This window comes from Chitinophaga pollutisoli (genome assembly GCF_038396755.1).
GTDB lineage: Bacteria > Bacteroidota > Bacteroidia > Chitinophagales > Chitinophagaceae > Chitinophaga > Chitinophaga pollutisoli.
In genome coordinates, this window is sequence record NZ_CP149822.1 from 3,089,263 (window position 1) to 3,115,959 (window position 26,697).

At 53.4% G+C, this 26,697-nt stretch carries 29 protein-coding genes and 1 pseudogene; 11 read left to right on the plus strand and 19 right to left on the minus strand.

Annotated features, from left to right (window positions below; genetic code table 11):
- Positions 1-132: 132 nt before the first annotated feature.
- From WJU16_RS12725 to WJU16_RS12745, 5 genes are all read right to left on the minus strand, one after another.
- Entirely contained in the window at positions 133-1,473 is a 1,341-nt protein-coding gene (locus tag WJU16_RS12725) for a sigma-54 dependent transcriptional regulator (protein ID WP_341833879.1), read from the minus strand.
- 78 nt (positions 1,474-1,551) lie between these two features.
- The gene (locus tag WJU16_RS12730) at positions 1,552-2,049 is read right to left on the minus strand and encodes a hypothetical protein (RefSeq protein WP_341833880.1); all 498 of its coding nucleotides are present in this window, start codon (positions 2,047-2,049) and stop codon (positions 1,552-1,554) included.
- Positions 2,050-2,176: 127 nt separating this feature from the next.
- The gene (ligD, locus tag WJU16_RS12735) at positions 2,177-4,078 is read right to left on the minus strand and encodes a DNA ligase D (protein WP_341833881.1); all 1,902 of its coding nucleotides are present in this window, start codon (positions 4,076-4,078) and stop codon (positions 2,177-2,179) included.
- Positions 4,075-4,809: a DNA polymerase ligase N-terminal domain-containing protein gene (locus WJU16_RS12740; protein WP_341833882.1), complete on the minus strand. Its 735-nt coding sequence runs from the start codon at positions 4,807-4,809 to the stop codon at positions 4,075-4,077. The genes ligD and WJU16_RS12740 overlap by 4 nt, the downstream gene beginning before the upstream one ends.
- Positions 4,806-5,579: a Ku protein gene (locus WJU16_RS12745; RefSeq protein WP_341833883.1), complete on the minus strand. Its 774-nt coding sequence runs from the start codon at positions 5,577-5,579 to the stop codon at positions 4,806-4,808. The genes WJU16_RS12740 and WJU16_RS12745 overlap by 4 nt, the downstream gene beginning before the upstream one ends.
- 225 nt (positions 5,580-5,804) lie before the next feature.
- On the opposite strand from WJU16_RS12745, the gene WJU16_RS12750 reads away from it, so the two are divergent.
- Positions 5,805-6,173: a hypothetical protein gene (locus tag WJU16_RS12750; protein ID WP_341833884.1), complete on the plus strand. Its 369-nt coding sequence runs from the start codon at positions 5,805-5,807 to the stop codon at positions 6,171-6,173.
- Positions 6,174-6,209: 36 nt separating this feature from the next.
- Here the strand turns inward: WJU16_RS12750 and WJU16_RS12755 are convergent, their stop codons facing one another.
- The 4 genes from WJU16_RS12755 to WJU16_RS12770 form a co-directional block, all read right to left on the minus strand.
- Complete coding sequence (locus WJU16_RS12755) at positions 6,210-7,247, minus strand: DNA topoisomerase IB (RefSeq protein ID WP_341833885.1); 1,038 nt, start codon at positions 7,245-7,247, stop codon at positions 6,210-6,212.
- A complete protein-coding gene (locus WJU16_RS12760; RefSeq protein ID WP_341833886.1) occupies positions 7,222-8,088 on the minus strand; it encodes an SDR family oxidoreductase in 867 nt (288 codons plus the stop codon). The genes WJU16_RS12755 and WJU16_RS12760 overlap by 26 nt, the downstream gene beginning before the upstream one ends.
- 99 nt (positions 8,089-8,187) lie before the next feature.
- Positions 8,188-8,811 (minus strand): ferritin-like domain-containing protein, encoded by a 624-nt coding sequence (locus WJU16_RS12765; protein ID WP_341833887.1) that lies wholly within the window; start codon positions 8,809-8,811, stop codon positions 8,188-8,190.
- A 21-nt stretch (positions 8,812-8,832) separates the two neighbouring features.
- A complete protein-coding gene (locus WJU16_RS12770) occupies positions 8,833-9,240 on the minus strand; it encodes a hypothetical protein (protein WP_341833888.1) in 408 nt (135 codons plus the stop codon).
- Between the two features lie 284 nt (positions 9,241-9,524).
- On the opposite strand from WJU16_RS12770, the gene WJU16_RS12775 reads away from it, so the two are divergent.
- The 3 genes from WJU16_RS12775 to WJU16_RS12785 are packed head-to-tail and all read left to right on the plus strand — an operon-like array spanning position 9,525 to position 12,421.
- Positions 9,525-10,340, plus strand: a complete 816-nt coding sequence (locus WJU16_RS12775) for a CHASE3 domain-containing protein (protein ID WP_341833889.1) — start codon at positions 9,525-9,527, stop codon at positions 10,338-10,340.
- 5 nt (positions 10,341-10,345) lie between these two features.
- Positions 10,346-10,936 (plus strand): ATP-binding protein, encoded by a 591-nt coding sequence (locus tag WJU16_RS12780; protein ID WP_341833890.1) that lies wholly within the window; start codon positions 10,346-10,348, stop codon positions 10,934-10,936.
- A 48-nt stretch (positions 10,937-10,984) separates the two neighbouring features.
- Positions 10,985-12,421 (plus strand): ATP-binding protein, encoded by a 1,437-nt coding sequence (locus tag WJU16_RS12785; protein WP_341833891.1) that lies wholly within the window; start codon positions 10,985-10,987, stop codon positions 12,419-12,421.
- Between the two features lie 3 nt (positions 12,422-12,424).
- Here WJU16_RS12785 and WJU16_RS12790 read toward each other — a convergent pair whose 3' ends face one another.
- Together WJU16_RS12790 and WJU16_RS12795 are read right to left on the minus strand one after the other, a co-directional pair.
- Positions 12,425-13,345, minus strand: coding sequence for a DUF6528 family protein (locus tag WJU16_RS12790; protein WP_341833892.1), 921 nt, complete (start codon positions 13,343-13,345; stop codon positions 12,425-12,427).
- A gap of 88 nt (positions 13,346-13,433) precedes the next feature.
- Positions 13,434-13,586 carry a lmo0937 family membrane protein gene (locus WJU16_RS12795; protein WP_109695608.1) on the minus strand — a complete coding sequence of 51 codons (153 nt, stop codon included), beginning with the start codon at positions 13,584-13,586 and terminating at the stop codon, positions 13,434-13,436.
- A 237-nt stretch (positions 13,587-13,823) separates the two neighbouring features.
- Between WJU16_RS12795 and WJU16_RS12800 the strand changes: the two genes are divergently transcribed.
- The gene (locus WJU16_RS12800; protein WP_341833893.1) at positions 13,824-14,285 is read left to right on the plus strand and encodes a PA2169 family four-helix-bundle protein; all 462 of its coding nucleotides are present in this window, start codon (positions 13,824-13,826) and stop codon (positions 14,283-14,285) included.
- 292 nt (positions 14,286-14,577) lie between these two features.
- Here WJU16_RS12800 and WJU16_RS12805 read toward each other — a convergent pair whose 3' ends face one another.
- A complete protein-coding gene (locus tag WJU16_RS12805) occupies positions 14,578-14,763 on the minus strand; it encodes a CsbD family protein (RefSeq protein WP_298713926.1) in 186 nt (61 codons plus the stop codon).
- 274 nt (positions 14,764-15,037) lie between these two features.
- On the opposite strand from WJU16_RS12805, the gene WJU16_RS12810 reads away from it, so the two are divergent.
- Genes WJU16_RS12810 through WJU16_RS12820 form a run of 3 tightly spaced genes read left to right on the plus strand, consistent with a single transcriptional unit; the run spans position 15,038 to position 17,385 of the window.
- Positions 15,038-15,424: a response regulator gene (locus tag WJU16_RS12810; RefSeq protein WP_341833894.1), complete on the plus strand. Its 387-nt coding sequence runs from the start codon at positions 15,038-15,040 to the stop codon at positions 15,422-15,424.
- A 34-nt stretch (positions 15,425-15,458) separates the two neighbouring features.
- Positions 15,459-16,919, plus strand: a complete 1,461-nt coding sequence (locus tag WJU16_RS12815; RefSeq protein WP_341833895.1) for a sigma-54 dependent transcriptional regulator — start codon at positions 15,459-15,461, stop codon at positions 16,917-16,919.
- A gap of 10 nt (positions 16,920-16,929) precedes the next feature.
- On the plus strand, positions 16,930-17,385 hold the full coding sequence (locus WJU16_RS12820) for a low affinity iron permease family protein (protein WP_341833896.1): 456 nt from the start codon (positions 16,930-16,932) through the stop codon (positions 17,383-17,385).
- 1 nt (position 17,386) lies between these two features.
- Here WJU16_RS12820 and WJU16_RS12825 read toward each other — a convergent pair whose 3' ends face one another.
- The 5 genes and pseudogenes from WJU16_RS12825 to aspA all read right to left on the minus strand — a co-directional run bounded on the left by WJU16_RS12825 (position 17,387) and on the right by aspA (position 23,048).
- Positions 17,387-17,875, minus strand: coding sequence for a VOC family protein (locus WJU16_RS12825; RefSeq protein ID WP_341833897.1), 489 nt, complete (start codon positions 17,873-17,875; stop codon positions 17,387-17,389).
- A gap of 101 nt (positions 17,876-17,976) precedes the next feature.
- Entirely contained in the window at positions 17,977-19,170 is a 1,194-nt protein-coding gene (locus WJU16_RS12830; RefSeq protein ID WP_341833898.1) for a porin, read from the minus strand.
- Between the two features lie 20 nt (positions 19,171-19,190).
- Positions 19,191-20,530, minus strand: a pseudogene (locus tag WJU16_RS12835) (anaerobic C4-dicarboxylate transporter family protein).
- Positions 20,531-20,566: 36 nt separating this feature from the next.
- Positions 20,567-21,628: a type II asparaginase gene (locus WJU16_RS12845; protein WP_341833901.1), complete on the minus strand. Its 1,062-nt coding sequence runs from the start codon at positions 21,626-21,628 to the stop codon at positions 20,567-20,569.
- A 13-nt stretch (positions 21,629-21,641) separates the two neighbouring features.
- Entirely contained in the window at positions 21,642-23,048 is a 1,407-nt protein-coding gene (gene aspA / locus WJU16_RS12850; protein WP_341833902.1) for an aspartate ammonia-lyase, read from the minus strand.
- Positions 23,049-23,315: 267 nt separating this feature from the next.
- Between aspA and WJU16_RS12855 the strand changes: the two genes are divergently transcribed.
- Together WJU16_RS12855 and WJU16_RS12860 are read left to right on the plus strand one after the other, a co-directional pair.
- On the plus strand, positions 23,316-23,528 hold the full coding sequence (locus WJU16_RS12855; protein ID WP_341833903.1) for a hypothetical protein: 213 nt from the start codon (positions 23,316-23,318) through the stop codon (positions 23,526-23,528).
- Positions 23,525-23,626 (plus strand): hypothetical protein, encoded by a 102-nt coding sequence (locus WJU16_RS12860; RefSeq protein ID WP_341833904.1) that lies wholly within the window; start codon positions 23,525-23,527, stop codon positions 23,624-23,626. Before WJU16_RS12855 ends, WJU16_RS12860 begins: the two co-directional genes overlap by 4 nt.
- A gap of 3 nt (positions 23,627-23,629) precedes the next feature.
- Here WJU16_RS12860 and WJU16_RS12865 read toward each other — a convergent pair whose 3' ends face one another.
- Positions 23,630-24,118, minus strand: a complete 489-nt coding sequence (locus tag WJU16_RS12865; protein ID WP_341833905.1) for a hypothetical protein — start codon at positions 24,116-24,118, stop codon at positions 23,630-23,632.
- Between the two features lie 522 nt (positions 24,119-24,640).
- Between WJU16_RS12865 and WJU16_RS12870 the strand changes: the two genes are divergently transcribed.
- Positions 24,641-25,027: an acyl-CoA thioesterase gene (locus tag WJU16_RS12870; protein ID WP_341833906.1), complete on the plus strand. Its 387-nt coding sequence runs from the start codon at positions 24,641-24,643 to the stop codon at positions 25,025-25,027.
- Here the strand turns inward: WJU16_RS12870 and WJU16_RS12875 are convergent.
- The gene (locus WJU16_RS12875) at positions 25,024-26,544 is read right to left on the minus strand and encodes a serine hydrolase (RefSeq protein ID WP_341833907.1); all 1,521 of its coding nucleotides are present in this window, start codon (positions 26,542-26,544) and stop codon (positions 25,024-25,026) included. The two genes, WJU16_RS12870 and WJU16_RS12875, sit on opposite strands and share 4 nt — an antisense overlap.
- Between the last annotated feature and the right edge of the window lie 153 nt (positions 26,545-26,697).

Here is a 26,697-nt window from a genome sequence, read left to right on the forward strand (position 1 = left end):
CAGCGGAATGCCAACAACGCCAGAACCACCATAATCACATCATTATCAATAAAATAAGAAGCCGGCATACCTTTTCAGGCGTGTCGGCACCATGCAAAAACGGAAGGGTTGTTTGCAAAAATCGAAATTTCGTCAGCGGATATTGTACTCTTTGATCTTGTTATATAAAGTGGTGAGCCCGATCTGCAGCATTTCCGCCGCGCGGGTCTTATTCCCGTTCACGGCATGCAACACCCGGGCGATGTGCTTCCTCTCCATATCGGCGAGGCTCAGTGGGGCGGGACCGTCATTTTCAGGATGGGAGAATTCAAGTGGGAGCAGGTCAGTGCCGAGCTCGGGACCATCGGACAGAATCACGGCCCTTTCGATGACGTTCCTAAGTTCGCGGATATTGCCGCGCCAGTGGTGGTTTTCCAGCGCCTGGCGGAAGGCTCCCGACATACCTGTGATACGTTTGTTGTTTTTGGGGCCGAGTTGGGAGAGGAAATATTGTGCGAGCAGGGGCACATCTTCCCTGCGTTCGTTGAGCGAAGGCAGGTGAATCTGGAAGGCGCAAAGACGGTAAAATAAATCCGCGCGGAATGTGCCTTTCTCGGATTCCTTCTCCAGGTCGCGGTTGGTGGCGGCGATGATGCGGATATCCACTTTCATCGGTTTGGAGTCGCCGACTTTATAGAATTCGCGGGTCTCCAGTACGCGGAGCAGCTTGGCTTGCAGATCGAGCGCCATTTCACCGATTTCGTCGAGGAAGATGGTGCCGTTGCTGGCTTCTTCCAGGAAACCTTTTTTGTCTTTAACGGCGCCGGTAAACGCACCGGCTTTATGGCCGAAAAGCTCGCTTTCGAGGATTTCCTTCCCGAAGGCGCTGCAATTCACCGCCACGAACGGCTGCGCGGTGCGCGCGCTGGCGCGGTGGATGGCCTGGGCGAAAACTTCCTTCCCGGAACCCGTTTCTCCGAGCAATAACACCGTGGCATCGGTGGCCGCAACTTTGCGGGAGAGGTTCACCGCGTCGAGGATACGCGGCGATTTGCCGATCACCTGCGAGAAGTCGTGCTTGCCGCCCAGCCTCTCTTCCAGCGAACGCACCCTGAACTGGAGGCGCGCTTTGTCCATGGCTTTGCTCACCAGCGGCAGGATGCGGTTGTTGTCATCGCCTTTGGTGAGATAATCGAACGCACCGTTTTTGATGGCCTGCACCCCGTCGGCAATGTTGCCGTAGGCGGTGAGCACGATGATTTCGATATCAGGATGGGAGGATTTCAACTGGGCTGTCAGTTCCACGCCGTTTCCGTCCGGCAGTTTGACGTCGGAAAGGATGACATGGATGTCGGATTTGTCGAGGATTTTCCGGGCAGACCGTACGTCCTGCGCTTCGAGTATGGTGTACCCTTCCAGCGTGAGGAGGCGGGCGAGGAGTTTCCGCAATTGAGCTTCATCGTCGATGATGAGGATCGTGCCTTGTTGGGTCATGGGAGCAAATGTAGCGCAAAAAAACCGGGTCAGGCAATGCCCTTCCCGGTCCGTTCCCGTTGATGCTATTCTTTCCGCCTAACCGGCGTCTTCTGTTTTCTGGTTCCGTTTAACGGAGATGGCACCGATCACCGTGCCCAATACACCCAGTGTAAAATTCGCGAACACGATATTCGTGACCATAAAGATCCAGAAGCCCTGCCTCGTTTGTACACTGTATTCGTTGATGCGCGCTTCTTCCATCGTTGTATTCAACGTCGCCGGATCGGTGGGCACCGTGATGAGATGGAAAAGCAGGGTCACGCTCGCCACCATGATGGTGGCCAGCAAAGTCGTGATTAGGCCGGTCAGCCCGAGCTGATACAGCGAAGCCGCTCCGCCCAGCGTACTATTGGCGTGAATGACGGACAGCATGACCCCAAGAAAGATAATGCCGTTAATAATATAGCCCGTCCATAAGTCGGAGAACCAATGTGTCAGGTAAAAAATCCCGGCGAGTGCCACGCACACGGCCGTGATGATGAAGCTGTATACCCAAACCAGCCTGAGTATCGAGGATTGTTCGGCTCTAGCCATAGGATTGCGGATTTGGTGAAGAATCGCCGTTGCCGGCATTTACACGGTTACCAATTCAATTGGCATGCCATTGCACCGGATTCTTACCCCTATTTTTAACAAAATGCAATCCCACAGCCGTTTATCATTACCCTTCCGTGACTTTCAGTATGGCCTTCAGATCGTTCTTGGCGGTGAGGATATTGGCCCACAGGTCGCCCTTTTTGTCCAGTCTTTTCCCGATGTTGCCCATGTGGTAATCTTCCATTCGCAGTTTTTTCGTCACTTCCTTCCATTCCAGCGGCGCGGAAACGGTAGCGCCAGGCTTCGGGCGGACGGAATAGGGAGCTGCAACGGTTTGCCCCGACCGGTTCTGGAGGAAGTCGATGTATACCATCTCTTTCCGTTTGGATTTCGTGCGAATGATGCTCGTGGTTTCGGGCAGCCGTGCATTCACTTCCGTAGCCACGAACTCCGCAAACAGCTTGCAGGTATCGAACGGGTGTTTGGCGCCGGTGGGAATATAGATGTGCATCCCCCGCGAGCCGGAAGTCTTTACAAAAGAATCAATTCCCCGGGACTCCAGCACCTTCCGCACTTCGATCGCCGTTGTTATCACATGTTCGAAAGCGATATCGTTAGGATCGAGGTCGATGACGATGAAATCAGGATACTCGGGCTTCCGGAACCGCGACAGCCAGGGATTGATTTCTATGCAACCGAGGTTCACCATCCAGGCGAGCGTGGCTTCGTTGTTGCAAACGAGGTAATCGATCGTGCGGTTAGAAGATTCCGACCATACCTGGGCGGTCTTCAGCCACGAAGGGACTGATTCCAGGTCAAGGTCCTTCTGGAAAAAATTCGGCCCGGCGATGCCGTTCGGGAAGCGGTTCAGGCTGAGGGCACGGTCTTTCAGATGCGGGAGGATCACTTCCGCCACCGACAGGTAATAATCCACCAGCGCGCCCTTCGTGATCTTTTCGTTGGGCCAGTAAATTTTCTGCTGATTGGTAAGCGTAACGCTCTTCCCGTTCAATTTGAGCACCCTTTCCTTTTCGGCCGGCGCGGCGGTTTCTTTTTTGGCGGATCCTTTCATATCTACAGGTTTTGACGCCGGCGCGTGGCGCGGCTTTTCACGGATAACGGATTTGGCGGGCTTATCGTCGCGCAGGGCGATGAAGATCGGTTGGCGCAGGTGGCCGTTGTTGGTCCATTCGGAGAATTTCACTTCACACACCAGTTGTGGTTTCAACCAGGTAACGGGCATGTTCGTTTTGATTTTTCCCTTGAAAGGAGACGTGTTCGTCACCAGCGGCTGGAGTTTGGTGTGAAGATCTTTGAGCCCTGTTTCGTTGAAGCCACCTCCGCAATGACCGATGTACCGCATCGCGCCGTTTTCATAGACGCCGAGAATGAGTGCGCCGATATTCTTGCGGCTGCCGCGCGGCGCCGTGAACCCGCAGATGACGGCTTCCTGGCGGTTGAGTACTTTCACTTTGAGCCAGTTGAGAGAACGGCCCCCCTCTGCATAGGTGCTTCCGCCATTCTTGGCGATCACTCCTTCCCAGCCGGCTTTCCGTGCTTTTTCAAACTGCTGTATCCCTTTCCCTTCCACATGCCCGGAAAACTTCACCGCAGGATCGCCCAGCTGATCAACGATCTGCTTCAACAAGGTTTTCCTTTCCAGCAGGGTGAGGTCTTCCAGCGAATGCCCGTCGAGGTATAGCAGGTCGAAAACTACGTACGTGAGCTTGCCTTTGCGGGTGGTTTTGAAGTTCTGCAGCGCCTGGAAATCGGATTTTCCACCTTTCCCGGGGATGATTACCTCTCCATCGAGCACAACGTTGTGGGGAATCCTCTCTACAGCGGCAACGACCGGCGCATATATTTCATTGAAAGACAACTTATTGCGCGAATATAATGCAGCCTCCCCGTCTTCTACCTGGGCAATGGCGCGGTATCCGTCCCACTTCGTCTCGAAAATCCAGCCGGGGCGGTCGAAAGGCGCGTCTACGAGCGTAGCGAGCATCGGCTTGTAGAATTCCTTCATCGGTTCACCTTCCTGGGCTTTTTTTTACCGGTTGATGCGGCGGCTTTTTTCGGTACGGCTTTTTTTGCAGCTGCCTTTTTCGGAGAAGCCGCTTTTTTTGTCGCTGCCTTTTTCGGTGCAGCAGCCTTCTTAGCCCCGGCTTTGGCCTCAGGCTTCGTATTCTGCGGACCTTTTAGCTTGTTGATAACCGATTTGGGTGTATGATCCTCGCTGTCGTAGGGATCGTGTACGGCGTATTTATCGTTGTGCTTGATGAGCAGCCAGGCATTCTCGTCCCGGCCGTTCTGCATCTTTACCAGCGCGAATTCTCCTTTCAACTTTTTACCGTGCAGCACCACTTTCAGGCTGCCGGATTTCCATTCGCGCAGCGCCTCCTTGTCAAATGGTTTGCCGTTGGATTCGAGCAGCTCGTATGTTCCCTTATCCCAGATATACACATAGCCGGCGCCATAGTTCCCCGGCGGAATTTCGCCCTGGAAGTCTTTATAATCGTAGGGATGATCCTCCACTTCCATGGCCAGCCGCTTATCCGAAGGGTTGAGCGACGGCCCCTTCGGCACCGCCCAGCTTTTCAGGACGCCGTCCATTTCCAGGCGGAAGTCGTAATGGAGGCGCGTGGCGTGATGCCGCTGTATCACGAAAATGTGCTTTTCGTCCTTCGCGGCTTTGCCGGCTGCGGGCTCGCGCGTTTGTTTAAAATCCCTTTTCTGCTTGTATTTCGCTAAGCTCATGATACGCGTTTTTTAGATCCCAGGCTGGCTTTCAGCTGTTCGAAAAGATCGGTCCCTTTCGTACTTGTTACCTTCATCTTCTTCACCACGGCGCGCTTGCCGGAGGCTTTCGCTTTGATGATGCGCATCAGTTCTTCGTGGTAAGTATCCTTGTAAGCGGAAATGTCGAAGGTTTCGGTGTAGCTTTCTACCAGTTTCACGGCCATGTCCAGTTCCTTTTTGGGAATGGTTGCTTTATCCGGTAGTTTCAATTCATCGGGTGCTCTCACTTCTTCCCCGAAACGAAGCCGGTGCAGCATGAGATAATCGCCATTGGCCCGCACCACTGCGAGGTGTTCCTGCGTCCGCAGCACGAAAAGCGCCACTCCCACTTTCCGCGTCTTTTCCAACGTTTTCAACAACAATTGGTAGGCCTTCCCGCCGCCCTTATCCGGTTCTATGAAATACGCCGTCTCGAAATACACGGCATCGATCTCATCCGTTCCGGTAAATGACGATATTTCGATGATCTTGCTCTTCTTCGGGCTCGCGTCCTCGTAATCATGCTCATCGAGTACAATATATTTGTCGTTGTAATTGTACGCTTTGACGATATTTTCCCACGCTACTTCCTTCCCCGTTTTCTCGTTAACGCGCTGGAACCGGATCCTGGAATGATCTTTCTTATCCAGCATATCCAGGTCCAGCCGGCTTTCCTGGATGGCGCTATACAATTTAACGGGAATGTTGACAAGGCCGAAGCCGATACTGCCTGACCATATTGCTCTCATAACGGAATGGGTTTAGTCTTACTGTACAACAATCATTATACCACCTGTGTTGCATAAAAAAACCGTCCCGGGAACGGGACGGCCTTGTTTCTTCATATGCATAACTATCGGGGGAATTTGCTTTGTAAGAATTTGATCGCTAATCCTATTCTGCCAACAATCAGGCCATTTTTTGCAGCAGTGGCATGTGATTTGGATTTTGAATAGTAACTAAAAACGACTTTTATGGAAAACCTGAGATCAGATAAACCCACTGAGATGAATACCCTCTCGCAAGTAATGGCGAAGCTCCATTCGAAAGGATACGACAATGAATTCAAGATGAGTGATCACGGCAGGATGCAGCCTGTAGAAGGCGATGAGATCTACAATCCCGGCGATCTGCTGATCATTAAAACGTACCGTTTCGAGGGCGAGTCTGACCCTTCCGACAACTCGGTATTATACCTGTTGGAAGACAAAAACGGCAAAAAGGGCTATGTATTGGATGCTTACGGCGCGTATTCCTCGCACGACGAGGCGGGTTTTGACGAATTCCTGCAAAAGATACCGGTCGAGGATCGTGAAGAACAATTGATCTTCGGCGGACTGTGATGCATGAAATGCACATGAAAAGAACGGCGGCGCCTGCTAAAGGCGCCGCCGTTTTGGTGTATGATGATCTTTAAGGATTTTCAACAGTAGTTTTTCGTCCACATTTTGCCCTGAGTATTTCCCCAATGCGCCGCTTTCGTAGAGTTCCGTGAGCGCGGGGTGGACGTAGTATTTTTTACACACCGCGCGGGTATTCCCCAGTTTCCGGGCTACCTGGTCCAGTACTTCCACGATTTTGCGCTTGCATTCGGCCTGGGACGCGGCCGCCTCACAGGCGGAAAGGAGGTGCAGGGCTTCGAGGGTTCCCGCCCAGGTGCGGAGGTCTTTACAGGTAAAATCTTCGCCGGTGATGTTTTTCAGGTAATCATTGAGCGCGCCGGAATCGAGGCTTTTCACTTCCTTGTTTTCGTAGTATTGAAAAAGTTCCTGGCCGGGGATGTCGCGCACCTTGCGCAGGAGCCGCGACAAGGCGGCGTGGCGCAATTCAATCTTGTGTTCCACGCCTTTTTTCCCTTTGAAGCGGAACAGCGCGGCGTTGCCGTTGAATTGCACGTGTTTATTACGCAAGGTGGTGAGGCCGTAGGAATTGTACTTTTTTTCATATTCCGCGTTGCCCACGCGCATGAGGGTTTCTTCCATCACGCGCATCGCGATGGCGCACACGCGCGGCAGATCGAGCTCGCGGCGGCGGAGATCCTTCGTTACCTGGCGTCGGATTTTCGGCAGCACTTTCCCGAAGGCGAGCAGGCGGTAGAACTTGGTTTCGTTACGGACTTCCGCCCATCGGGTATGGTAGCGGTATTGCCGTCGCCCGAGTGCATCGGTGCCCGTAGCCTGCAGATGCCCGTTGGCATGGGGGCAGATCCAAACATCTTCCCAGGCGGGCGGGAGCACGAGGCCCCTGATGCGGCGGAGCGTTTCCTCATCCGAAATCCGCTTTCCCTGGGCGTCGGTGTAATAAAAACCGCCGCGCATGCGATGCCTCGCAATGCCCGGCGATGCGGGGTTCACATACCGTAAGCGGGCGGCCTGTGCCACGGCGGGCGCGTCAGCCGTTAACAATTTCTCCACCATTGGGGTGCAGGATTTGACCAGTGATATAATTCGCTTCCGCGGAAGCCAGGAAAACATAACAGCCCGCTACTTCGGCGGGCTCGCCAGCGCGCTTGAGCGGTACATCGGACCCAAAGTTGGCCACATGATCCGCCGGGAATGTGGCCGGAATGAGGGGCGTCCAGATGGGCCCGGGGGCCACGCCATTCACCCGGATGCCCTTATCGGCAAGCATCGACGACAATGAACGCGTAAACGACACGATAGCGCCTTTGGTGGCGGCATAATCGACCAGGTGCGCGCTGCCGCGGTAGGCGGTAACCGAAGTGGTGTTGATGATGCTGCCGCCGCGGGGAATGTGGGGCAAAGCGAAGCGCGTAAGGTAGAAATGGGAGAATATGTTGACGGAAAATGTCCGTAAAAGCTGTTCTGCCGTAATATCCCCGAACTTTTTCTGTGGGAACTGCACCGCGGCGTTATTCACCAGGATATCGATCTTCCCGAATTTCCTCACCGTTTGCTTCACGATTTTATCGCAATGCCGTTCCTTACTGATGTCTCCCGGGATGAGGAGCGCCTCGCGCCCCCGTTCCAGCACGCCTTGTGCGGTGGCATCGGCGTCCTCCGTTTCATTGAGGTAAGCGATAGCGACGTGGGCGCCTTGTTCGGCGAAAGCGAATGCGATGGCCCGTCCGATCCCGCTGTCGCCCCCGGTGATGAGCGCCACTTTATCCTGGAGCCTGCCGGCGGCAGGGGACCGGGGCTGCGCGTCGGGGAGCGGGGTCATTTTATGCTCTATCCCCGGTTGGCGGCGCTGCCGTTGTGGCGGACGGAGTGTTTTCTTCTTGTTCGACTTCTGCATACCAGATGTTTTTTACACGATCGATCGGGGTTCAACAATTAAAAGGGCCGTTTCCATGTTCCTTGCAAACATGAAAGCGGCCCTCCAACCGTTGGCGCATCAGTCTTCCGCCAACGCTTCCTCGTTCACCTTGGTCTCGGCGATTTGGGTGAGGAGGGAATCTGTTTCCTTTTCTTCGTCCAGCGTTTGTTCGAGTATGTTGGCGGCTTCGGTATGCCCCATTCTCGTGGCGAGGGTTCTGAGACTGCCGTAAGACGCGATTTCGTAGTGTTCCACTTTCTGCGCGGCGATGATAAGGCCGGCGTCGAGCACGGAGCCCGGATCTTCTTCACTGATTAGTTCCTGTGCTTCGGCTACGAGGCCTTCCATGGCATCGCATTTCTTGCCTATGGCCCGGGCGCCCATCAGGTCGAATATTTCTTCAAGACGGCTTACATGCCCTTTAGTAGCTTCCAGGTGCTCGGCGAACGCATCTACCAGCTCGGCCGTAGTAGCGGCTTTCTGCATTTTAGGAAGCGCTTTCACGAGGTGCTTTTCGGCCCAGTAAATGTCCTTCAGTTCGTCCATGAACAGCTGGTGGAATGGAGAAGATTCCATATCGCCATTGCGCGCAGCAGGTTTGCGGGTTGCAGCAGCTTTCTTCGCCGCGCCATTGCTGCGGCCGTTTGATTTTGCGGAAGCGCCGTTCCGGGAAGCGGTCGTCCTGGTGTTTTTTGTTGCCATAATGCTTGAGGTTTTTCGGGTTTATTTGTTAGGAAACGGGAAGCGGTCGCGTTTGTCGATGATGCTTTCATCTTCCATGCGTTGCTGTCCGACGATATCGGGGGATTTCTCCTGCACGTCGTTGTTTTCTTCGCTTTCCGGAATATCGGGTTTATGTACCTTGTCGCCTTTTTCAGGCCCGCCCTGCCGGGGACCTTTTTCGGGTTTGTCCTGGCGGGGGCCTTGCTCAGGCTCCGATTGCGGGTCGCTGGGTTTGCGGTCAATCTCCCGTTTGGGGATTTCCTGCGGGATGTCCGGGTTTTGCTTATCCGGTTCTTGTCCCAGGCCCGGTTTGGGTTGTCCGCCGCCCTGTCCGCGGTTTTCATCGGGTGGCTGCACGCCCGGCGCGGCCGGGTTCGGGCGGGGGTTCTTGTCGTTCTCGTTTTTCATGCCGGATGATTTTAAGGTTTAACGTTCTTTCTTTTTTATGTCCAAACAGCATTCCAACACCGGGGCACATGTTTTGCGGATAGAGGAGCAACAACAATATCAGTAGCCACAGGAATGCGTTAGGATTATCGGCGCGCCTATTTGAATGCGGGGGTTTTCGTAATTTGGGGGAATGATCGGTGGGATTTCACACATCTTTGTACCGGTTTCCTGTAGAAGGGAGTTTTCAGTATGTAGAAAATCTTGCACATCCAAAACCGGCATCCATAAACAGTTTGAAGGAAATGCACATCAGCATACATAAAAAGATCAGGGTGGGATTTTTTATCGCGTTTACCGCGATCATCGGCGCCAGCGTGGTGTCGTACCTCATCGCCAAAAACCTCATGCACAACGCTTCGCGCCTCCAGCATGCCGTGGAAGTCTCCAAACGCCTGGAGCTCATTTCCCGCCACCTGAAAGACGCCGAGGCCGCCATCCGCGGGTACAACATCACCCATCAACAGGAATTCCTCCACCCCAGCATGTCCGAACGCAGTGTAAAGATCGAAAAGGAATACCGCAAGCTCCGGCAGGTCATCGATGATCCCCCCCAGCAAAAAAATCTCGACACCCTCAAACGCCTCCTCGACATCAAATACGGACAACTCCTCGCCGGCGCCCGCCCGTCCAGCGGCAGCATCTCGGTCAAGGAAGGCGAATTGTCGATGGACCAGATCGACCGCAAAATGCAGGACATGATCAACATCGAAGAAGCGCAGCTCACTGAAAAATCAAGGGCCTTTACCTTCTTCTCCAACCTCTGGATCCCGGTGGTGTTCATCATTTCCCTGATCGCCATCATCATCGGCATCTATTCATATGTTACGCTCAACCGCGAGTTCCGTCTCCAGCTGCACATCGAGTCCAGGATGCGCAGCTACCAGCGGGAGCTGCAGGAAAACATCAACCTGCTCAACAAATCCAACCAGGAGCTGGAACAATTCGCTTACGTTGCCTCCCACGACCTCCAGGAGCCCCTCCGCAAAATATCCACCTTCTCCGACCGGCTGTTGCTCAAATACCGCGACGAAATCCCCCCGAAGCGGGGCAACTGGTAGATCGCATGGTTTCCGCCGTAGGCCGCATGCGGGTGCTGATCAACGACCTCCTGATTTTCTCCCGCGCCGGCCGCATCACGCCCGACACCATCGCCGAAATAAACCTCAACGAGCTGCTCCGCGACGTACTCGGCGACCTCGACGTGCCTCTCCAGGATAAGAAAGGCGCCGTCCAGACCGATCCGCTGCCCGTTATCGAAGGCTCTGACACCGGTTTGCACCAATTGTTCCAAAACATCCTTTCCAACAGCATTAAATTCGCCGCGCCGGAGCGCCCGCTGCTCATCCGCATTACCGGCGAAACCCTCACCGGCTACGAGGCCGGCGTACCCAGTGAGAAAAAAGCCGCGGAAAAATACCTGCGCATCCGGGTTCAGGACAACGGCATCGGGTTCGATCCCGCGTACGCCGACCGCATTTTCCTCATCTTTCAGCGCCTGCATGGCGTCAGCGAATACAAAGGCACCGGCATCGGGCTGGCCATCTGCAAAAAAATCGTGGAAGCCCACCAGGGCTACATCTCCGCAGAAGGCTCTCCGGGCAATGGCGCTGCTTTTATTATCACCCTTCCACTGAAACAAATGCGGGAAGACTGATTTTTGAGCATGTTTCTTGCTCTGAAACTGGAATACCATTGACAGATTATGAAAGAAAAACGTAAACGCATCCTGATGGTCGACGATGACGAAGATGATTTCTTCCTCGTCAGCACTGTTTTACAGGATGTGGCTGCAGATCAGTATGAGCTTACCTGGGCATCCACTTACGACAAAGCCCTTGAAGCCATCGGGAAGCGGGAACACGAACTGTACCTCGTGGATTACCGCCTGGGCATGCACACCGGTATCGATATTCTCCGACATTTCCAGGAAATCGGGTATGAAGCCCCCGTGATTATGCTCACCGGCAAAGGCGATTACGCCATCGATAATGAAGCGATGATCGCCGGGGCCACCGACTATCTCGTGAAAGGAGACATCACCGGGCCCGAGCTGGAGCGCGCTATCCGTTATGGCATCACGGAATTCAAACACCTACGCGCCATCGCGGAAAACGAACGCAAATATTTCGGCATTTTCGAGAAAAGCCACGATATCATCATCCTGGCCGACTGCGATATGAATATCATCGACGCCAATCCCAACGCCCGCAAGAAGCTCGCTCACTCCCGGGAAGATTTGCTGACGATGAACATGAGAGACCTGTTCTTCCTCGAATCGGAATGCAAGCGTTTCATGGATGAGATTTGTACCGAAGACGCCATCGTGCAGCAGGAGTTTACTTTCCGTGAAAAATCCGGCCGGAAGATTTCCGTGCTCGTCAACGCCAACAAGCTCGATGAACAGCTGGGCACTTTCCTGTGCGTAGCGGAGGATATTACCGACAAAAAACGGGAGGAACAGGAGAAAAGGCAACAGGAAAAGTTCGTGATTTCGGGGCGCATCGCCCGTGTGATCGCGCATGAGGTCCGCAATCCGCTCACCAATATCATCCTGGCCGTGGGGCAGTTCCGCGGAGAAGAATCCACCAGCCTGGAAGACACCACGCTCTATCTCGATATCATCGAACGCAATTGCACGCGCATCAACCAACTGGTGACCGAACTGCTGCAATCCACCCGCATGATGGAGCTGCACCTCCTCGAACATGATCTCACTACCCTGATCCATAGCGCGCTTTCGCTGGCAATGGACCGGTTGAAACTCAACGGTATCAGGCTGGAGGAAGATTTCGCGCCGCAACAGGCGATGATTACGGCCGACGTGGAAAAGATGAACATCGCCCTGCTGAACATTTTCATTAACGCCATCGAAGCCATGACACCCGGCAAAGGCGTGCTTACGATCCACACGGCTGTAGAAGGGAAAACAGCCACCATCCGGATTACGGACAATGGCATGGGCATCCCCGAAGAGAACAAAGCCCGCCTGTTCGATCCTTTCTTCACTTCTAAAACGAAAGGCACCGGGCTGGGGCTCACCTCTACCCAAAACATCATTATCAATCACAAAGGCCACATCCAGGTGGAGAGCATCCTGGGCGAAGGCACTACATTTATTATTACGTTGCCCGCGAATTAGGTTTTACCATTTTTTGAACATCACCGTGTCCCCTTTTGCGTTGATCCTCGTTTCCATGTTTACGAAGCCCCGCAGCCAGCGGGCTTTGTAGATTTTCGCGCCGGGAAGCTTCAGGAGGACATTCCCTTGCTGGTCCTGCACTTCGTCGGTCCACCATTGCTCCTGGGGAACAGTGACGGTATTGGGCAAAATATTATCCGGGCTTTCGGAGAAGCTCTTGATATTGCGCTGGATTTTACCGGCAACGGCGTGGAAGGAATTGTCTTTCGTGTGGAATTCGAGTAACGTATCGACCATTGTGAGGTAGAAAACACCGTCACGGGAGCCGTAGATCATGTCGTGGGCGCCGCGGCCAGGAATTTTGACGGTTTTATAGGCCGCCACTTCCGCCACGCCGCCGGGATTACCCTCCCGGAAACCGCAGATCCAGATGTGGTTGCTGCCGGCGATGTAGAAATTGCCATTGTAAAAATTGACGGCATGGGCATCGGGCGCGAAGACCGCTTTCCGTGGCCGGCCTTGTTGATAAGGTGCGGAAGTGGTGTCGTAACGGAAGACGGTATAGGTGTTCCCCGTGCTGGAAGCCACTACGGCGGTATTGTAGGGCGCGATGTCGATAGAATGGGGATTGCCGCCCACGGAGTCGTACCAAACTGATTTGGCGTCGATGCAGCGGATGATGGCCGCGCCGCCGCCGGAGGCGCAGGTAAGGATATATCTTCCGTCGCGGGAGAATTTCACCTCGCTGGGATTGCGGAACCATTTGCGGTGCGCTTCGCGGATATCAGCCGCGTTCCATTCGCGGATCACCTGGCCGGAAGGTGCGTTAACAATCAAAACCCGGTGCCGGGCCTGATCTGTCACCAACATCGGATAATCGGCGTGTTGAAAATGAAGGGCTAGGAATAAAAGGATCGCGTTCATTCCCTGAATTAACGCAAAAAGCAGGATAAATGGAAATTTTCAACATCCATGAATCCTGCTTTTTGTATGTGGGGCTGATGAATGAATATTATGCAGCCCTGCCTCTGATGATATTGATCAGGATGGCGATGATGGCCAGCACGAGTAACGCGTGGATCAGGCCTCCGGCGGAATACACGAAAAACCCCAGAAGCCAGCCGATGATCAGAATCACGGCAATGAGATACAGTAAGGAATTCATATCAATGATTGTTTGGTTCATGATAAATCATGTAAAAAGCATGCCAGCGCCGAATCAACCGTATCCAGGCGTTCACCGGAAATTTATACCACAACCGATGTGGATGCGCTTCCCCCATGAGGGGCGAACCATCAGCAAAGCCCCGCCGCGTCTCCGCTGAATCGCGCATGGCAACGTTTTTGGACAACTTCGTATGAAACCATATCATTTTTTAATCACCCACCAAAACAAGTAATCATGGAACACCTGCAAAAAACGGCAGCAGTCGTGGAAGACCTGGTTAAGATCAATAACGACCGGATTGAGGGATATAACAAAGCCCGCCTGCAAACCGATGACCTCGACCTGAAGGAACTCTTCGACGATATGGTGGCCGACAGCAAACGCTTCACCACCGAGCTCAATAAATACCTCCGCAGCCTGGGCGAAGAACGCGAGCGCGACTCCACTTTCGCCGGTAAATTGTATCGCACCTGGATGGACGTTAAAGTATCTTTCGGAGGAGCAGACCGCCGGTCGATCCTCGCCACCTGCGAATACGGCGAAGACGCCGCCCAGAAATCCTACAATACAGCGCTCGACCATGACTTTCTCCCGCCGGAAGTTCGCCAGATGATTTCCGAGCAACGCATGCGGCTCAAAAGTTCGCACGATAAGATCCGCTACCTGCGCGACCTCGAAACCGTCAACAAAGGATAGCGGTCCTGTCCAACATATCCATAAAACAGAAAGTTCCGGCTGGTTCAGTGCCGGAACTTTCTTTATGAGCAGGATGATCAAAAACGGTTACAAACTGGATGAATGCTACTTACAATGGATCAATCTATGATAATACGTTTTTTGAAGATTTAAAAAGCTGTCCCGCATCAGATGATGCAGGACAGCTGGCAAGCTTTACGGTTTTAATGATGCTTTAACTGCATGTTAAAACCACGAGTTGCCAATAACTAAAACAACAGCTATGATAAAAGTATAATCCGTAGTGCGCGGCTTACAAATCATCGATCAGCTTTTTCACTTCCTCTTTCGATTTGCCGAGCTTCTGTTGAAGCCTTCCCAGCAATTCGTCTTCCTTTCCTTCCACATAAGTCAGATCGTCGTCGGTCAGATCACCGTACTGCTGTTTCAATTTGCCTTTAATTTCATTCCAGGCACCTTTCAATTGCAAAGAATTCATACGATAGCGTTTTTGGATGAAGTAAATGACTCTGATGGAAAAAGATCAATTACTATACCACGCGTGCCATCCGGCCGGGGAAGCGGCTTTCGCGGGAGAAAGGCTGGCCATTATGTGGAAATAACCCGTTAAATTCGTGGAGGAAAGTCCACAGATATACCTGTTGGAACAACTAAAAATATCCGGCAGACTGTTTGCAGGATTACTGTTAAATGACAGTAACATCCGGAGGAACTAGTGGCAGATGTTTTTCCCGGTAAATAAAATAGACGCCATGGGAGATTTGATTTTAATTATTGACGACGAACCGGATATTTGTCAACTTTTACAGTTAAGCCTGACGAAGCATGGGTACAAGGTAAAATATGTACATGCTTTGAAAGATGGATTGCAGTTCCTGCGCCAGCAAAAGCCCGACGTGCTGTTTCTGGATATCCATCTCCCTGACGGGTCGGGCCTCGACATTTTGCCGCAGATAAAAGCGGATTATCCTGATTTACCTGTGATATCGATCAGTGCTTACGACAATGGGATGGAAAAACAGAAAGCCCTGACCTCCGGTGCGGCTCATTTTCTGCCTAAGCCATTCAATGTGGGGGAGTTAACCGAGATTCTGTTTGAAATGAAGAAATCAGGTTTGAAATCCAGTATGCATAATTAGTTGTAAATTTAATATCCGTCCAACATATTCAAGTATGAAGCGTATCCTCATTGTTGATGATGAAATAAACATTTGTACCCTGCTCAGCCGGTTCCTGGGCAAGCATGGCTTTAAGACAGAAAGTACGATGACCGGCGCCCAGGCGCTGAAAATGCTGAAAGAAACTCCTTTCGACCTGATTCTGTGCGACTACCGCCTGAAAGACACTGACGGCGCGCAGTTGCTGAACGATATCCGGGCCCTCAGCCCGCAAACCGTCGTGATCATTATAACCGGCTACAGCGACGTCCGCATCGCGGTAGACATGGTGAAAAACGGCGCTTACGACTACATTTCCAAGCCTTTATATCCCGACGAGATCCTGGCTCTGGTGAATAAGGCGCTGGAACACCCCGGTTCCCCCGCCCCCCAGCCCGCCCAGGCGGCCCCCGCCGCCCCCGCGGCAGATGCCCCTCACCGCCCGCAGCCCTCGGGCGGCACCCAAAACGGCGGACAATACGTTTATGGCGAAAGCGAGCCCTCCCGCCAGCTGATCCGCGAGCTCACCCTCGTGGCGCCCACCGACTACAGCGTGATCATCTTCGGCGAAACCGGTACCGGTAAGGAATCGGTGGCCCATCTCATACATGACCATAGCAGCCGCAAAAGTCAGCCCTTCATCGCAATCGACTGCGGGGCCCTTTCCCGCGAGCTGGCGGCCAGTGAACTTTTCGGCCACGAAAAAGGATCCTTCACCGGAGCTATCGGCACCAAAATCGGCGCATTCGAACAGGCGCATGGCGGCACCATCTTCCTCGACGAAATCGCCAACCTCCCGTACGATGTTCAAGTCGCCCTCCTCCGCGTGATCCAGGAAAAACAAATCCGCCGCGTGGGAAGCATGAAGGAAATAGCGGTAGACGTCAGGCTGATTGTGGCTTCCAACGAAAACCTCTTCGAAGCCGTGCAGAAAGGCAAATTCCGGGAAGATCTTTTCCACCGTTTCAACGAATTCACCATCCATATCCCGCCGCTCCGCGAACGGGGCGACGAAGACCTGCGCTCCTTCGTGGACGCCTTCCTATCCCAGGCCGGCAAAGAGCTGAACAAGCCCGAAGCCGCGCTCAGCGAGGAAGTCTGGGAATGTTTCCGGAATTACGATTGGCCGGGCAACATCCGCGAGCTCAAAAACGTGATCCGCCGCGCCAGCCTGCTCACACCCGCGGGCAAGGAAATCTCCGTGGCCGCGTTGCCCCTGGAAATGAAAGCGGGCAAGATGATGCGCCAACCCGCTGCCGCCGCGCCCGAAACCGCGCCGGCCAACCAGCAGGACGAGCCCAATCTTCCCCTTCTCGACGATAACGACCTTAAATCGGTAGCGCTCAAGGCGGAATACAACAAAATCATCAACGTGCTGAAGGAAGTGAAGTATAACAAAACGAAGGCCGCGCAGTTACTCAATATTGACAGGAAAACCCTTTACAATAAACTCCGCCTGCTGAATATTAATTACTAATCATTTGGTTATGAACGAGAAGGGAGAAAAAAAGGTCCCGTTTTTCGAGCGGTTCGCCGGCAAAGTCGTATCCGCTACCGGCAGCCCCTGGGCTTTTACCGTCGCTTTCTCCGTCATCCTCATGTGGGCCATAACCGGCCCGCTGTTCGCGTTTTCCGATACCTGGCAGCTCGTCATCAATACAGGTACCACCATTATAACGTTCCTGATGGTATTTATCATCCAGAAATCGCAGAACAAGGATTCCAAATCGATCCAGTTAAAGCTCAACGAGCTCATCGCCTGTACAAAAGCAGCCAGCAACCGCCTGATCGACATCGAGGAACTGTCGGAAGAAGAGCTTAATACCCTCCACAAGTTCTACTCGAAACTCGCGGAAGACACCAAGCTGCATCTCGACATCAAAAAATCGCATTCCATCGAAGAAGCGATAGAAAACACGCAGGATAAATTGAAAAAGCGGTAGGTTATCCGTTCAATTCCTGCAGCAGGTCGCTGAGGTTGAGGCGGTGGGTGTACATGGTAAATTCCCCGTTTTCGTCTTTGGGCCACTGATCGCGCGGGCGGTCCCAGTACAGTTCCAGCCCGTTGAGATCCGGGTCATTGAGGTACAGGGCTTCCGACACGCCATGGTCCGCGAATCCGGTGAAGGCAACGCCTGCGCCGGTGAGCCTTTTGTAAATCTCCGCCAGGTCTTTCCGGGTCGGGTATAGGATCGCCACATGATAGAGGCCCGCGGCATGCTCCGGAGCGGGCGGCATGCCTTTACTGTGCCAGGTGTTGAGCCCGATATGATGATGGTAGCCGCCGGCGGAAATGAAAGCCGCCTGGTCGCCGAACTTCGTCATCAGTTCAAATCCCAGTAATCCGCAATAGAAATCGAGGGAGCGCTGAAGGTCGGAAACCTTCAGGTGCACATGGCCGATCGTTGTGGCCGCAGGTACAGTGTAGCTCATGAAAGTTGGTTCATTTTGTGGCAAAGATAAACGGATCCCTCCTGCAAACGGCGTGTGTTTGTCCGCTGAAATACCGCCCGCGCTCGGGACCCGCTTGTAAATTATAAGATGACCAAAGGGCTGATAATACCAATGGATGCCCGGTAATTATCCGTGTTCACGCTGCCGAAATTCGATTTCGCGTAATCGGTATACACGTACTTCCTACCGATAAATGTTCCGAACACTTTGAGATTCAAATTCTTAAAAGGATACACTTCCACCCCGGGAATATATCCCCAGGCCGTCCGCATTTTAACCGTGCTGGCATTATCCGGCAGGCTCGTACCCTTGGGGCTCCAGTACGCATCGTCCATCATCCCCACCACAAACAGATTTACTTTGGACGACAAATGCCAGTCCATCCGTACCCAATGGCTCATGTACCGGGCGCGGTAGGCGTGTTTGATGCCTGCATTGTCGGTGATGCTCGAAATGATTCCTTTGCGGTCCAGCGCTTCGCGGCTCCATTTGAAATCGTATTGAATCTGGAACTTCTTCGTGGCGAACTGGTTCCCCAACGCGAGGTAGTTCATGTATTCGTCTTCGGCTTCCCGGAACAGGGAATACGACCAGAGCGTATTGAATTTTCCGAAATTGCCCCTCCAGTTCAGCACCCCGGCAAAGGGAAACCTCGCCGACCTGACGCCCGGCAGCACCAGGGTATCGTACAGTTCATTGAAACTCGCCGTGCGGCTGTTCAACACCTGGAAAGTGAATTGATTTTCATTATCGGGCAGCATATAAGAAACGCCCGCGCCTACCAGGAAATTGTCGGCGTATTCTATAATGTCGGAATACTCGTAAATCTCGATAGGGTTGGCGTCGAACTCGTACCCTCCCCAGTCCGCGCACATCTTACCGGCGTAAATGCTCCAGGAACTGTTTACGTCGAACCGGAGAAATGCGAGGTCGGTACTGCGGCTGATGTTATCGATCGACTGCGGCACCACGCCGCGGGTGTACCGGTCGCGGAAGCGGAAGTAGACCTTGTCGTGCACCTTACCGCGGATTTCCAGCCTGAACTGGTTCATGACGAACCGGGAGCGCTGGTACGTTCCTTCCTCAAATTCGTTCTGGAACGACATCTGCATGTTCGCAATTACATCCACATTGGACAATAAAGACTGCTTGCTGACGGGTATCAGCGGCTCGCTCATCACCGTGGTATCGTCCATCTGTCTTTCCTGTACCTGCGCCAGAAGCGCGGCAGGGACCATCAGCAGGGGCCATAGAAGGGTACAGCTTTTTGTCATACAATGGAAATTTTAGGGTGCTACCAGAATAGGTGGGCAAACAGGAACCCCGAGGCCACGGTCACCGAAACCGCGACGAGGCCCGGTATCATGAAACTATGGTTGATGAGATATTTACCGATGTAGGTACTGCCGGTACGGTCGAAGTTGATAGCGGCCAGCAGCGTGGGATATCCCGGCAGCACGAAGTCGCCGTTGGTAGCCGGGAACATAGCCACGAGATGCTGCGGCGAAATGCCCAGCAGTACCCCCAGCGGCATGAGCGCTTTGGTAGTGGCGGCCTGGCTGAATAGCAGCATGCTGAGGATGAACAATGCGATGGCGAACGTCCAGGGCGCGGCTTTCACCATATCGCCCAGGGCTCCTTCGATGGTGGCGGAATTAGCTTCCATGAAAGTAGCACTCATCCACACCACGCCGAAGATCGAAATCACTGCCTGTGCACCCGCGGTAAACAGGCTGGCCTTGGCAACGTCGGTTGTGGCGGTTTTGGTGAACAGCAGCATCAGCGCCGCGGCGCCCAGCATGACCAGTTCAATTACCGCCGCCATTTTGATGGTGCCGTTGGCGTTGACGGAAAGATTGGCCGCGCCGGGCTCAAACGATGGCAGGAGGTTCGGGAACGCACCTACCAGTACGATCAGCAACACCGCTATCGCGAAAATGATCACGGATATTTTGGCGCCCGGCTTCAGCGGGGCGTCGTCCGAAGCGGAATGCGCATCGATCTCCTTCGCGAATTCAGGATCTTTCATCTTTTCCAGGAAAACGGGATCCTTCTCCAGCTCCTTTCCTTTCTTCCACACCACCGCCACGCCGGCCAGGATACCGACCAGGCACGCGGGGATACATACTTTCAGGATCTGCACCAGTTCGATCTGCCCTGCCAAAATCGTGATCATGGCCGCGGTAGCCGCGGAAATAGGACTGGCCGTAATGCCGAGGTGCGAGGCCACCACCGAGATGCTCAGGGCCTCTCCGGCCGGATGCGCTTCTTCGTCGCCACTTCCGCAATAATCGGAAGGAGCGAATACGTGATGTGCGCCGTTCCGGCGAAGAGCGTGAAGCAGAAAGTCACCAGCGGTCCCAGCAGCGTGATCATGGAAGGTTTGCTGCGGAGGATTTTCTCGGCGATGCGCACGAGGTAATCCATCCCGCCTGCTGCCTGCATGGTGGCGGCGGTGGAAACAACGGCGAGGATGATCAGCATCACGTCGATGGGCGGCTCGGCGGGCCGCATGCGGAATACGAAAAGGTACAGGGCGAGGGCCATCATGCCCATTACGCCAAGGCCAATGCCTTTCATGCGGGCGCCGATGAGGATGGCCACAAGGAGAATAGCAAATTGAATCCAGATCATGTTTTCGTTTTACGTTGAATGTTATAAAGGGGAGGATTAATACTCGAAAAACATTTGCTGGATTTGCTTCGGATCTTTCGTTTTCAATAACGCCAGTTGCAACAGGATGCGGGCTTTCTGCGGATTGAGGTCGTCTGCCGCAATCGTGCCCAGCGCCGAATCGTCGGTTTCCGCATTCAGCAACACACGTCCGCTGCCGGTGCGGTTGGAGCGCACTACCATAATTCCCTGCCGGGTAATCTGTTTCACTTTCGCTTCCACGGTGGGATAAAGGTTGCCGTTACCCACCCCGGCGATTACGATCCCGGCTACACGATCCTTTACCAGCGCGTCTACCAGCACGGGGTTGGTATTCGCATATCCGTACAAGATATCTACTTTTGGCAAAGAATTCACGCCGGAAACATCGAACACGGTTTCGTGGGTATGCTTGCGGATGAGGCGGTGATAAAATTCCACTTTCCCGTCCATCACCACGCCCAGCGGCCCGGTGTTCGGCGCCTGGAAGGTGGAAACGTTGGTGGTATTGGTCTTGGTAACGTCGCGGGCGGAATAGATGTAATCATTCATCGCCACGAGCACGCCCCGGTCTGCCGAAGTTTTATTCGCCGCCACCACGATGCCGTTGTAAAGATTCAGGGGGCCGTCGGCCGAGAGCGCCGTTGCGGAACGCATCGCGCCTACCAGCACCACGGGTTTGGTGGTTTTGACGGTGAGTTGCAGAAAATACCCGGTTTCGCCCTCTGTGTCGGTCCCGTGCGTGATCACGATCCCGTCTACATCGCTACGCTTCACCAGCTCGTTGATGCGGTGGGCCAGCTTCAGCCACACGCTGTCGTGCATGGCCTGGCTGCCTACGCTGGCGATTTGTTCGCCGCGCAGGTTGGCGATCTTCCGGGCTTCGGGCACAGCATTCAACAGGTCATCGATCGGAAGCTTCCCGGCCGTGTAAGCCGTTCCCACGCTGGATTCCCCTGCCCCGGCAATCGTCCCGCCCGTTGCGAGTATCACAACATTGGGCAGATTGGGGTTTTGACCGCGGGCAGGGCGCAGCATCCAGCAGGTGCTTGCCAGCAATAACAGCAACAGATTTTTCATAAGCATAATTGCGTTAGCTGTTAATGAACTTGGGGCGGATCATATTCTCGAACGTAAATATCTCATCCCACTTCTCTTGCGTAACCAGCTTCTTCTCCTTCACCGCGATGTCGTGCACAGATTTACCTGTCTCCAGCGCCTCCCGCGCGATCGCTGCCGAGGGCTCGTAACCGATGATGGGGTTGAGCTGCGTTACAATCCCGATGCTCTGCATCACCATTTCCTGCGTATGTTTCGCATTCGCCGTGATCCCGTCCACGCATTTTTCGCGGAGCGTGTGGATGGCGTTTGTCATATAAGTAATCGAAGTGAAAAGCGAGAAAGCGATCACCGGTTCCATCACGTTCAGTTGCAACTGGCCGGCTTCCGCGGCGAGGGTAAGGGTAAGATCCGCGCCGATCACATAAAACGCCGTCTGGTTCACCACTTCGGGGATCACGGGATTTACCTTGCCCGGCATGATGGAAGACCCCGGCTGCATAGGCGGTAAATTGATTTCGTTGAGGCCGCAGCGCGGGCCGGACGACAGCAGCCGCAAATCATTACAAATCTTCGACACCTTCACCGCCGTGCGTTTCAGCACCCCAGACAACTGCACGTAAGCGCCGGTATCCACCGTGGCCTCGATCAGGTCGCTGGCGAGCACCAGCGGCAGGCCGGTGATTTTGGCGAGATGTTTCGTCACCAGTTCCGCATATCCTTCCGGTGCATTCACACCGGTACCGATGGCGGTGGCGCCCATATTGATTTCGGAAATGAGGCGCTTGCTTTCTTCCACACGTGCCAGCTCTTCGCGGATGGTGGTGGCAAAAGCCTTGAACTCGTCGCCCATGCTCATCGGCACGGCGTCCTGCAGCTGGGTGCGGCCCATTTTTAGGACTTGTTTGAATTCATCGCCTTTCTTGTCGAACGACTCGGCGAGCGCGGCCAGGCTTTGTTTGTAGGAGGAAAGCTTATTGATCAGCGCGATGCGGAACGCGGTGGGGTAGGCATCGTTGGTAGACTGTGAGCAGTTCACATGGTTATTGGGATGGCAGAAGTCGTATTCGCCTTTCTTTTTGCCCATAAGCTCCAGTGCAACGTTAGCGATCACTTCGTTGGCGTTCATGTTCACACTGGTGCCCGCGCCGCCCTGGATCAGGTCGGTGATGAACTGGGAATTGTATTCCCCGGCAATCACCTTGTCGCTGGCTTTCCCGATGTATTCGGCGATGTTCTTATCGAGGGCGCCCAGCTCAGCATTCGCCATGGCTGCGCCTTTCTTCACATAAGCCAGCGCCTGGACGAACAGCGGTTCCGTATTCAGCGGGATACCAGTGATATGAAAATTTTCGATCGCCCGGAGGGTTTGGATGCCATAATATACGTCCGCCGGGATCTCGCGTTCGCCTAAAAAATCATGTTCTCTGCGTTGTGCCATAAACAGGGGATTATAAGTGTTGTGCAAAAATCATTTCATTTTCATTAAAACAGTGCTGCTGCGGAATTTGTTTAAGAGCGGAGAATGAACAATTTCGGGCGTTCCGCATTACTTGGGAACATCCATCTCGCGTACTGCATGAAACCAAAGCCACGCCCTGGATCGCCTGGCTCGTGGCGATCGTAAGCTGCGGAACGGTGGTGCTCTCCGGAAAACCACCGGGCGGAAAGTGAAACCCAACATCCTTCCACCCAAAAAAGATGCAGTATGACGGGCAGCTACCAGGGGTTCGCGGCGGCCCGTGTTCATGGAGTTCTTCTCCATCGTCAACCCCATCGCCAACGTCCCGGTTTCCTGGATCTCACCGATTACATGACGCCGGCGCAGCGCAGGCTGATTGCTTTTAAATCCGTGCTGGGCGCGTTTATCCTGATTGTAGTGTTCAGCGTCGCGGGCAATTCCTGGAGAATAACACCATGACGGTGATCACCAAGATGATGGGGCTCATTCTGGCGGTGCTGGGGGTACAGATGTTGTTGGAAGGATTGAATGAAGGCATCCGCATCGGGCATGCCTGACGGTCAGGGAACGATTTGCGGGGCGCGGTTTTGCTGTTGTTGCAGCACCTGCTCCTGACGGATCTTCTCCCGCTCCTGCTGCCGGTCTTCTACCTGGCGATACTTGAAGTAAAAATAAATGGCGATGAACAGGCAGGCTTTAAACAAAAGGAACGAGGTGATGAAAATCCATTTCCAGACACGATGTACGGTGATGTAATCGCTCTGGTTGGGCGCCATGTTGATGAAAGTGAAATTCGGCTTCTTGGGCTCCTGCTCTTTGGTATCCGCCCAGTTAAGCGGTTGCAAAGTGCGGGCGCGAAGCGTGGCGGGAGGCAAAACGGCTTCCTCAATGAAGAGTCTGTGAAACTTCAGTTCCACCTCTTCAAATTCAGTTTCCAGTTCCGGATACTCGCGTAACAACTCCCTCATCTCCGATTTCTCTTCAGGAGACGAAAGTCCGAGTACGTAACTTTCCACATGACCGTCTTTTATGTATTCCCTTATATCCATGCAGGAATAGAATTACAATTCTTTTTTACGGAGAGATTTCTTCCCATGTCACATATGTACGTCAAAACAGTCCTCACGGATCGTTTACTTCAAACCAAAAAACATCGGCAGGGACTACTTTGTTTGTACGGAAACCTACTAATTAATAAAATCCACTTTCTTCAATAATAGGGGCGATTGCATCTTACCAGTTAATCCACCGTCAAACTCCAGACGGTTTCTTCAATCGTAGGCAACGAAAATAAGGGAAATTCAGGGTAAGTCATTCAACTTTCGCCATTTTCCCATTTTTGTGTGAGGACTTACTTAACCTTCATCTGAATAATTACTAAATTTTAAGCTAAAATAACACCATGATCAGTAAAAAACACCCTCGCATTTGCATGCATTATGTTGATATACAATAATTTAAAATTATATCGTCTGCGAAAATGGCAACCCTGCACCTCGGGGGTAAATTCCTGCCATTGCGGTCAGTAGCCATTAATGGTGGAATGGGGGAGCATTTTGTAATTTGCAGGGATGACACACGAAGAAAAGATTCAACGATCGGAGACGCGCATTTTCAAGGCCGTGTTTCCCAATACGACCAACCACTACGACACACTTTTCGGCGGCACCGCCATGCAACTGATGGACGAAGTCGCTTTCATCACTGCAACGCGTTACGCGCGCAAACGCATGGTCACCGTGTCTTCTGACAAAATCGATTTTAAAAAACCCATCCCCGCAGGTACCATCGTGGAATTGATCGGCCGGGTTTCGCATACGGGCAACACCAGCCTGCAGGTGCTGGTGGAAATTTTCGTGGAAGAAATGTATTCTGAAGAAAGATACCGCGCGATCAGCGGCACATTTACTTTCGTAGCCATCGACGAATACAAGCGCCCTGTACCGTTGGAAGCCTAGTCCACCTTGCGGAATACGTAAGGCGTATTCTCTACAAAACCCGATACCCGCGTGGTCACCGTGGTTACTTTGCCGTTTTCCGCCGTGAAGAGCGTTTCCTTGATGCCGTAGATGGTATTATTATAGAAACAGATGAATTTATCCGCCTTCCAGGGAAGGAGCTTGCCCACGAGGTTCCGGTGATGTTCGAAGCGCATCATGAGCGTATCCCTCTCCAAACGGATGTTCATTCTACCATAAAGGGGATGTTCGTAGGTACCGGTAAAAGCCTGCAAAGGCACGTTCATTGCGGGTTTGTCAGCCACTTCCTCCTTTATTTTTTCCAGTGCCTGTTTGATCTGCGCCTGTTCCGCGTTGTATTCGTCGAGCGAAGCACGGGTGTAATTGCGAAAGGGCAGCTGAAGGCAGGCGTCGGTGAGTTCGGCGGTGAGATCGTTATAGAAGTTGTTACTTTCGGTATTGGTGAGCACGATAATACCCAGGTTCTCTTCAGGGACGAGCCGTACGGCCGTCACAAAACCATTTACGCCGCCGGTGTGTTCCACGATGAGGCGCCCCTCGTACGATGAAGTGAACCACCCGAGACCATAGAGATTGAACTGTTTCCGGTTGAAAGGGGCTCCCCCTTCGCCGAGGCTGGAATGCGGCAGCCGCGTTTCGGCGATGGCGTCCGGGGAAATGACTTCCCGGCCTTCGTATTGCCCGTTCGCCAGGAGGGCTTTCACCCAATGCGTCATATCCGCCACCGAAGACCCGATGCTCCCGGCTGGCGCCATGTTGTCGATGTTACCGTAAGGAACCTTCTTCAACTCACCGAGAAACACGGTGTGCGCTGCCGCGATGTTCTTCACCGCCGGTATTTCTTTCGACAGGGCGATGGTGTTGCGCATGCCCAAGGGCCCGAAAAATTTCTCCTTCAAGTATTCCGCCCAGGTTTTGCCCGTTGCTTGCGGAATGATCTCGCCCGCGGCGAGGAACGCGGCATTGCAATATCCCCAGGTCGTGCGGAACCCGAACGGCGGCTCCATCAGGCCCAGCTTTTCCAGGATCTGCGCGGAGCGCATGTCCGAATCGAAAAACATGAAATCCCCCTGGAACGTATGAAATCCCAGTCTGTGGCTCAGCAGGTCGCGGATGATGGCGTGGTCCGCCAGCCAGGGGTCGCGCAGCCGGAATCCGGGAAGATGCTTGCGCACGGGATCGTCGAGCTGCAGCTTCCCTTCCGCCTGGAGCTGCGCCAGCGCCGTCGCCGTAAAAGCCTTTGTATTAGACCCGATCATGAACACCGTATTCGTATCCACTTTCTCGGGCTTCCCCTTTTCCCTTACCCCATAAGCTTTCATCAACATCACCTTTCCCTCCTTCACCACCGCCACCGCCGTCCCGGGAATCTGCCATTCCTCCATGGCTTTAATTACGTAATTATCGAGGCTGTCACCCATAAAAGTAACCGCGCGCTGCTGGGCATTTGCCTGTAGGAAAGTGATCGCCAGGACCAGGGATAAGATGCGTTTCATGTAAGTTCAATTTTCGGGATGTACTGCAATCCTGTCACGCAGTAAAGCATTTTTAATATGTAGCCGGCACCGGATCACTCGATTCAGCATTATTCGCCGGATTACACAAATTCGTTTTTACTCGTTTTGTACCGATAAGACGATCCAAACCGG

Bases quoted from the DNA above. Each gene is read 5' to 3' on its own strand.
- WJU16_RS12785 (WP_341833891.1), top strand. From the start codon at position 10,985: ATGAAAGAAAAACGTAAACGCATCCTGATGGTCGACGATGACGAAGAT.
- WJU16_RS12815 (WP_341833895.1), top strand. From the start codon at position 15,459: ATGAAGCGTATCCTCATTGTTGATGATGAAATAAACATTTGTACCCTG.
- WJU16_RS12875 (WP_341833907.1), bottom strand. From the start codon at position 26,544: ATGAAACGCATCTTATCCCTGGTCCTGGCGATCACTTTCCTACAGGCA.
- WJU16_RS12865 (WP_341833905.1), bottom strand. From the start codon at position 24,118: ATGGATATAAGGGAATACATAAAAGACGGTCATGTGGAAAGTTACGTA.
- WJU16_RS12775 (WP_341833889.1), top strand. From the start codon at position 9,525: ATGCACATCAGCATACATAAAAAGATCAGGGTGGGATTTTTTATCGCG.
- WJU16_RS12740 (WP_341833882.1), bottom strand. From the start codon at position 4,809: ATGAGCTTAGCGAAATACAAGCAGAAAAGGGATTTTAAACAAACGCGC.
- WJU16_RS12730 (WP_341833880.1), bottom strand. From the start codon at position 2,049: ATGGCTAGAGCCGAACAATCCTCGATACTCAGGCTGGTTTGGGTATAC.
- WJU16_RS12795 (WP_109695608.1), bottom strand. From the start codon at position 13,586: ATGAATTCCTTACTGTATCTCATTGCCGTGATTCTGATCATCGGCTGG.
- WJU16_RS12765 (WP_341833887.1), bottom strand. From the start codon at position 8,811: ATGGCAACAAAAAACACCAGGACGACCGCTTCCCGGAACGGCGCTTCC.
- WJU16_RS12805 (WP_298713926.1), bottom strand. From the start codon at position 14,763: ATGAATTCTTTGCAATTGAAAGGTGCCTGGAATGAAATTAAAGGCAAA.
- WJU16_RS12760 (WP_341833886.1), bottom strand. From the start codon at position 8,088: ATGCAGAAGTCGAACAAGAAGAAAACACTCCGTCCGCCACAACGGCAG.
- WJU16_RS12825 (WP_341833897.1), bottom strand. From the start codon at position 17,875: ATGAGCTACACTGTACCTGCGGCCACAACGATCGGCCATGTGCACCTG.
- WJU16_RS12750 (WP_341833884.1), top strand. From the start codon at position 5,805: ATGGAAAACCTGAGATCAGATAAACCCACTGAGATGAATACCCTCTCG.
- WJU16_RS12830 (WP_341833898.1), bottom strand. From the start codon at position 19,170: ATGACAAAAAGCTGTACCCTTCTATGGCCCCTGCTGATGGTCCCTGCC.
- WJU16_RS12745 (WP_341833883.1), bottom strand. From the start codon at position 5,579: ATGAGAGCAATATGGTCAGGCAGTATCGGCTTCGGCCTTGTCAACATT.
- WJU16_RS12820 (WP_341833896.1), top strand. From the start codon at position 16,930: ATGAACGAGAAGGGAGAAAAAAAGGTCCCGTTTTTCGAGCGGTTCGCC.
- WJU16_RS12810 (WP_341833894.1), top strand. From the start codon at position 15,038: ATGGGAGATTTGATTTTAATTATTGACGACGAACCGGATATTTGTCAA.
- WJU16_RS12855 (WP_341833903.1), top strand. From the start codon at position 23,316: ATGACGGGCAGCTACCAGGGGTTCGCGGCGGCCCGTGTTCATGGAGTT.
- WJU16_RS12800 (WP_341833893.1), top strand. From the start codon at position 13,824: ATGGAACACCTGCAAAAAACGGCAGCAGTCGTGGAAGACCTGGTTAAG.
- WJU16_RS12770 (WP_341833888.1), bottom strand. From the start codon at position 9,240: ATGAAAAACGAGAACGACAAGAACCCCCGCCCGAACCCGGCCGCGCCG.
- WJU16_RS12725 (WP_341833879.1), bottom strand. From the start codon at position 1,473: ATGACCCAACAAGGCACGATCCTCATCATCGACGATGAAGCTCAATTG.
- WJU16_RS12790 (WP_341833892.1), bottom strand. From the start codon at position 13,345: ATGAACGCGATCCTTTTATTCCTAGCCCTTCATTTTCAACACGCCGAT.
- aspA (WP_341833902.1), bottom strand. From the start codon at position 23,048: ATGGCACAACGCAGAGAACATGATTTTTTAGGCGAACGCGAGATCCCG.
- WJU16_RS12755 (WP_341833885.1), bottom strand. From the start codon at position 7,247: ATGGTGGAGAAATTGTTAACGGCTGACGCGCCCGCCGTGGCACAGGCC.
- ligD (WP_341833881.1), bottom strand. From the start codon at position 4,078: ATGAAGGAATTCTACAAGCCGATGCTCGCTACGCTCGTAGACGCGCCT.
- WJU16_RS12845 (WP_341833901.1), bottom strand. From the start codon at position 21,628: ATGAAAAATCTGTTGCTGTTATTGCTGGCAAGCACCTGCTGGATGCTG.
- WJU16_RS12780 (WP_341833890.1), top strand. From the start codon at position 10,346: ATGGTTTCCGCCGTAGGCCGCATGCGGGTGCTGATCAACGACCTCCTG.
- WJU16_RS12870 (WP_341833906.1), top strand. From the start codon at position 24,641: ATGACACACGAAGAAAAGATTCAACGATCGGAGACGCGCATTTTCAAG.
- WJU16_RS12860 (WP_341833904.1), top strand. From the start codon at position 23,525: ATGACGGTGATCACCAAGATGATGGGGCTCATTCTGGCGGTGCTGGGG.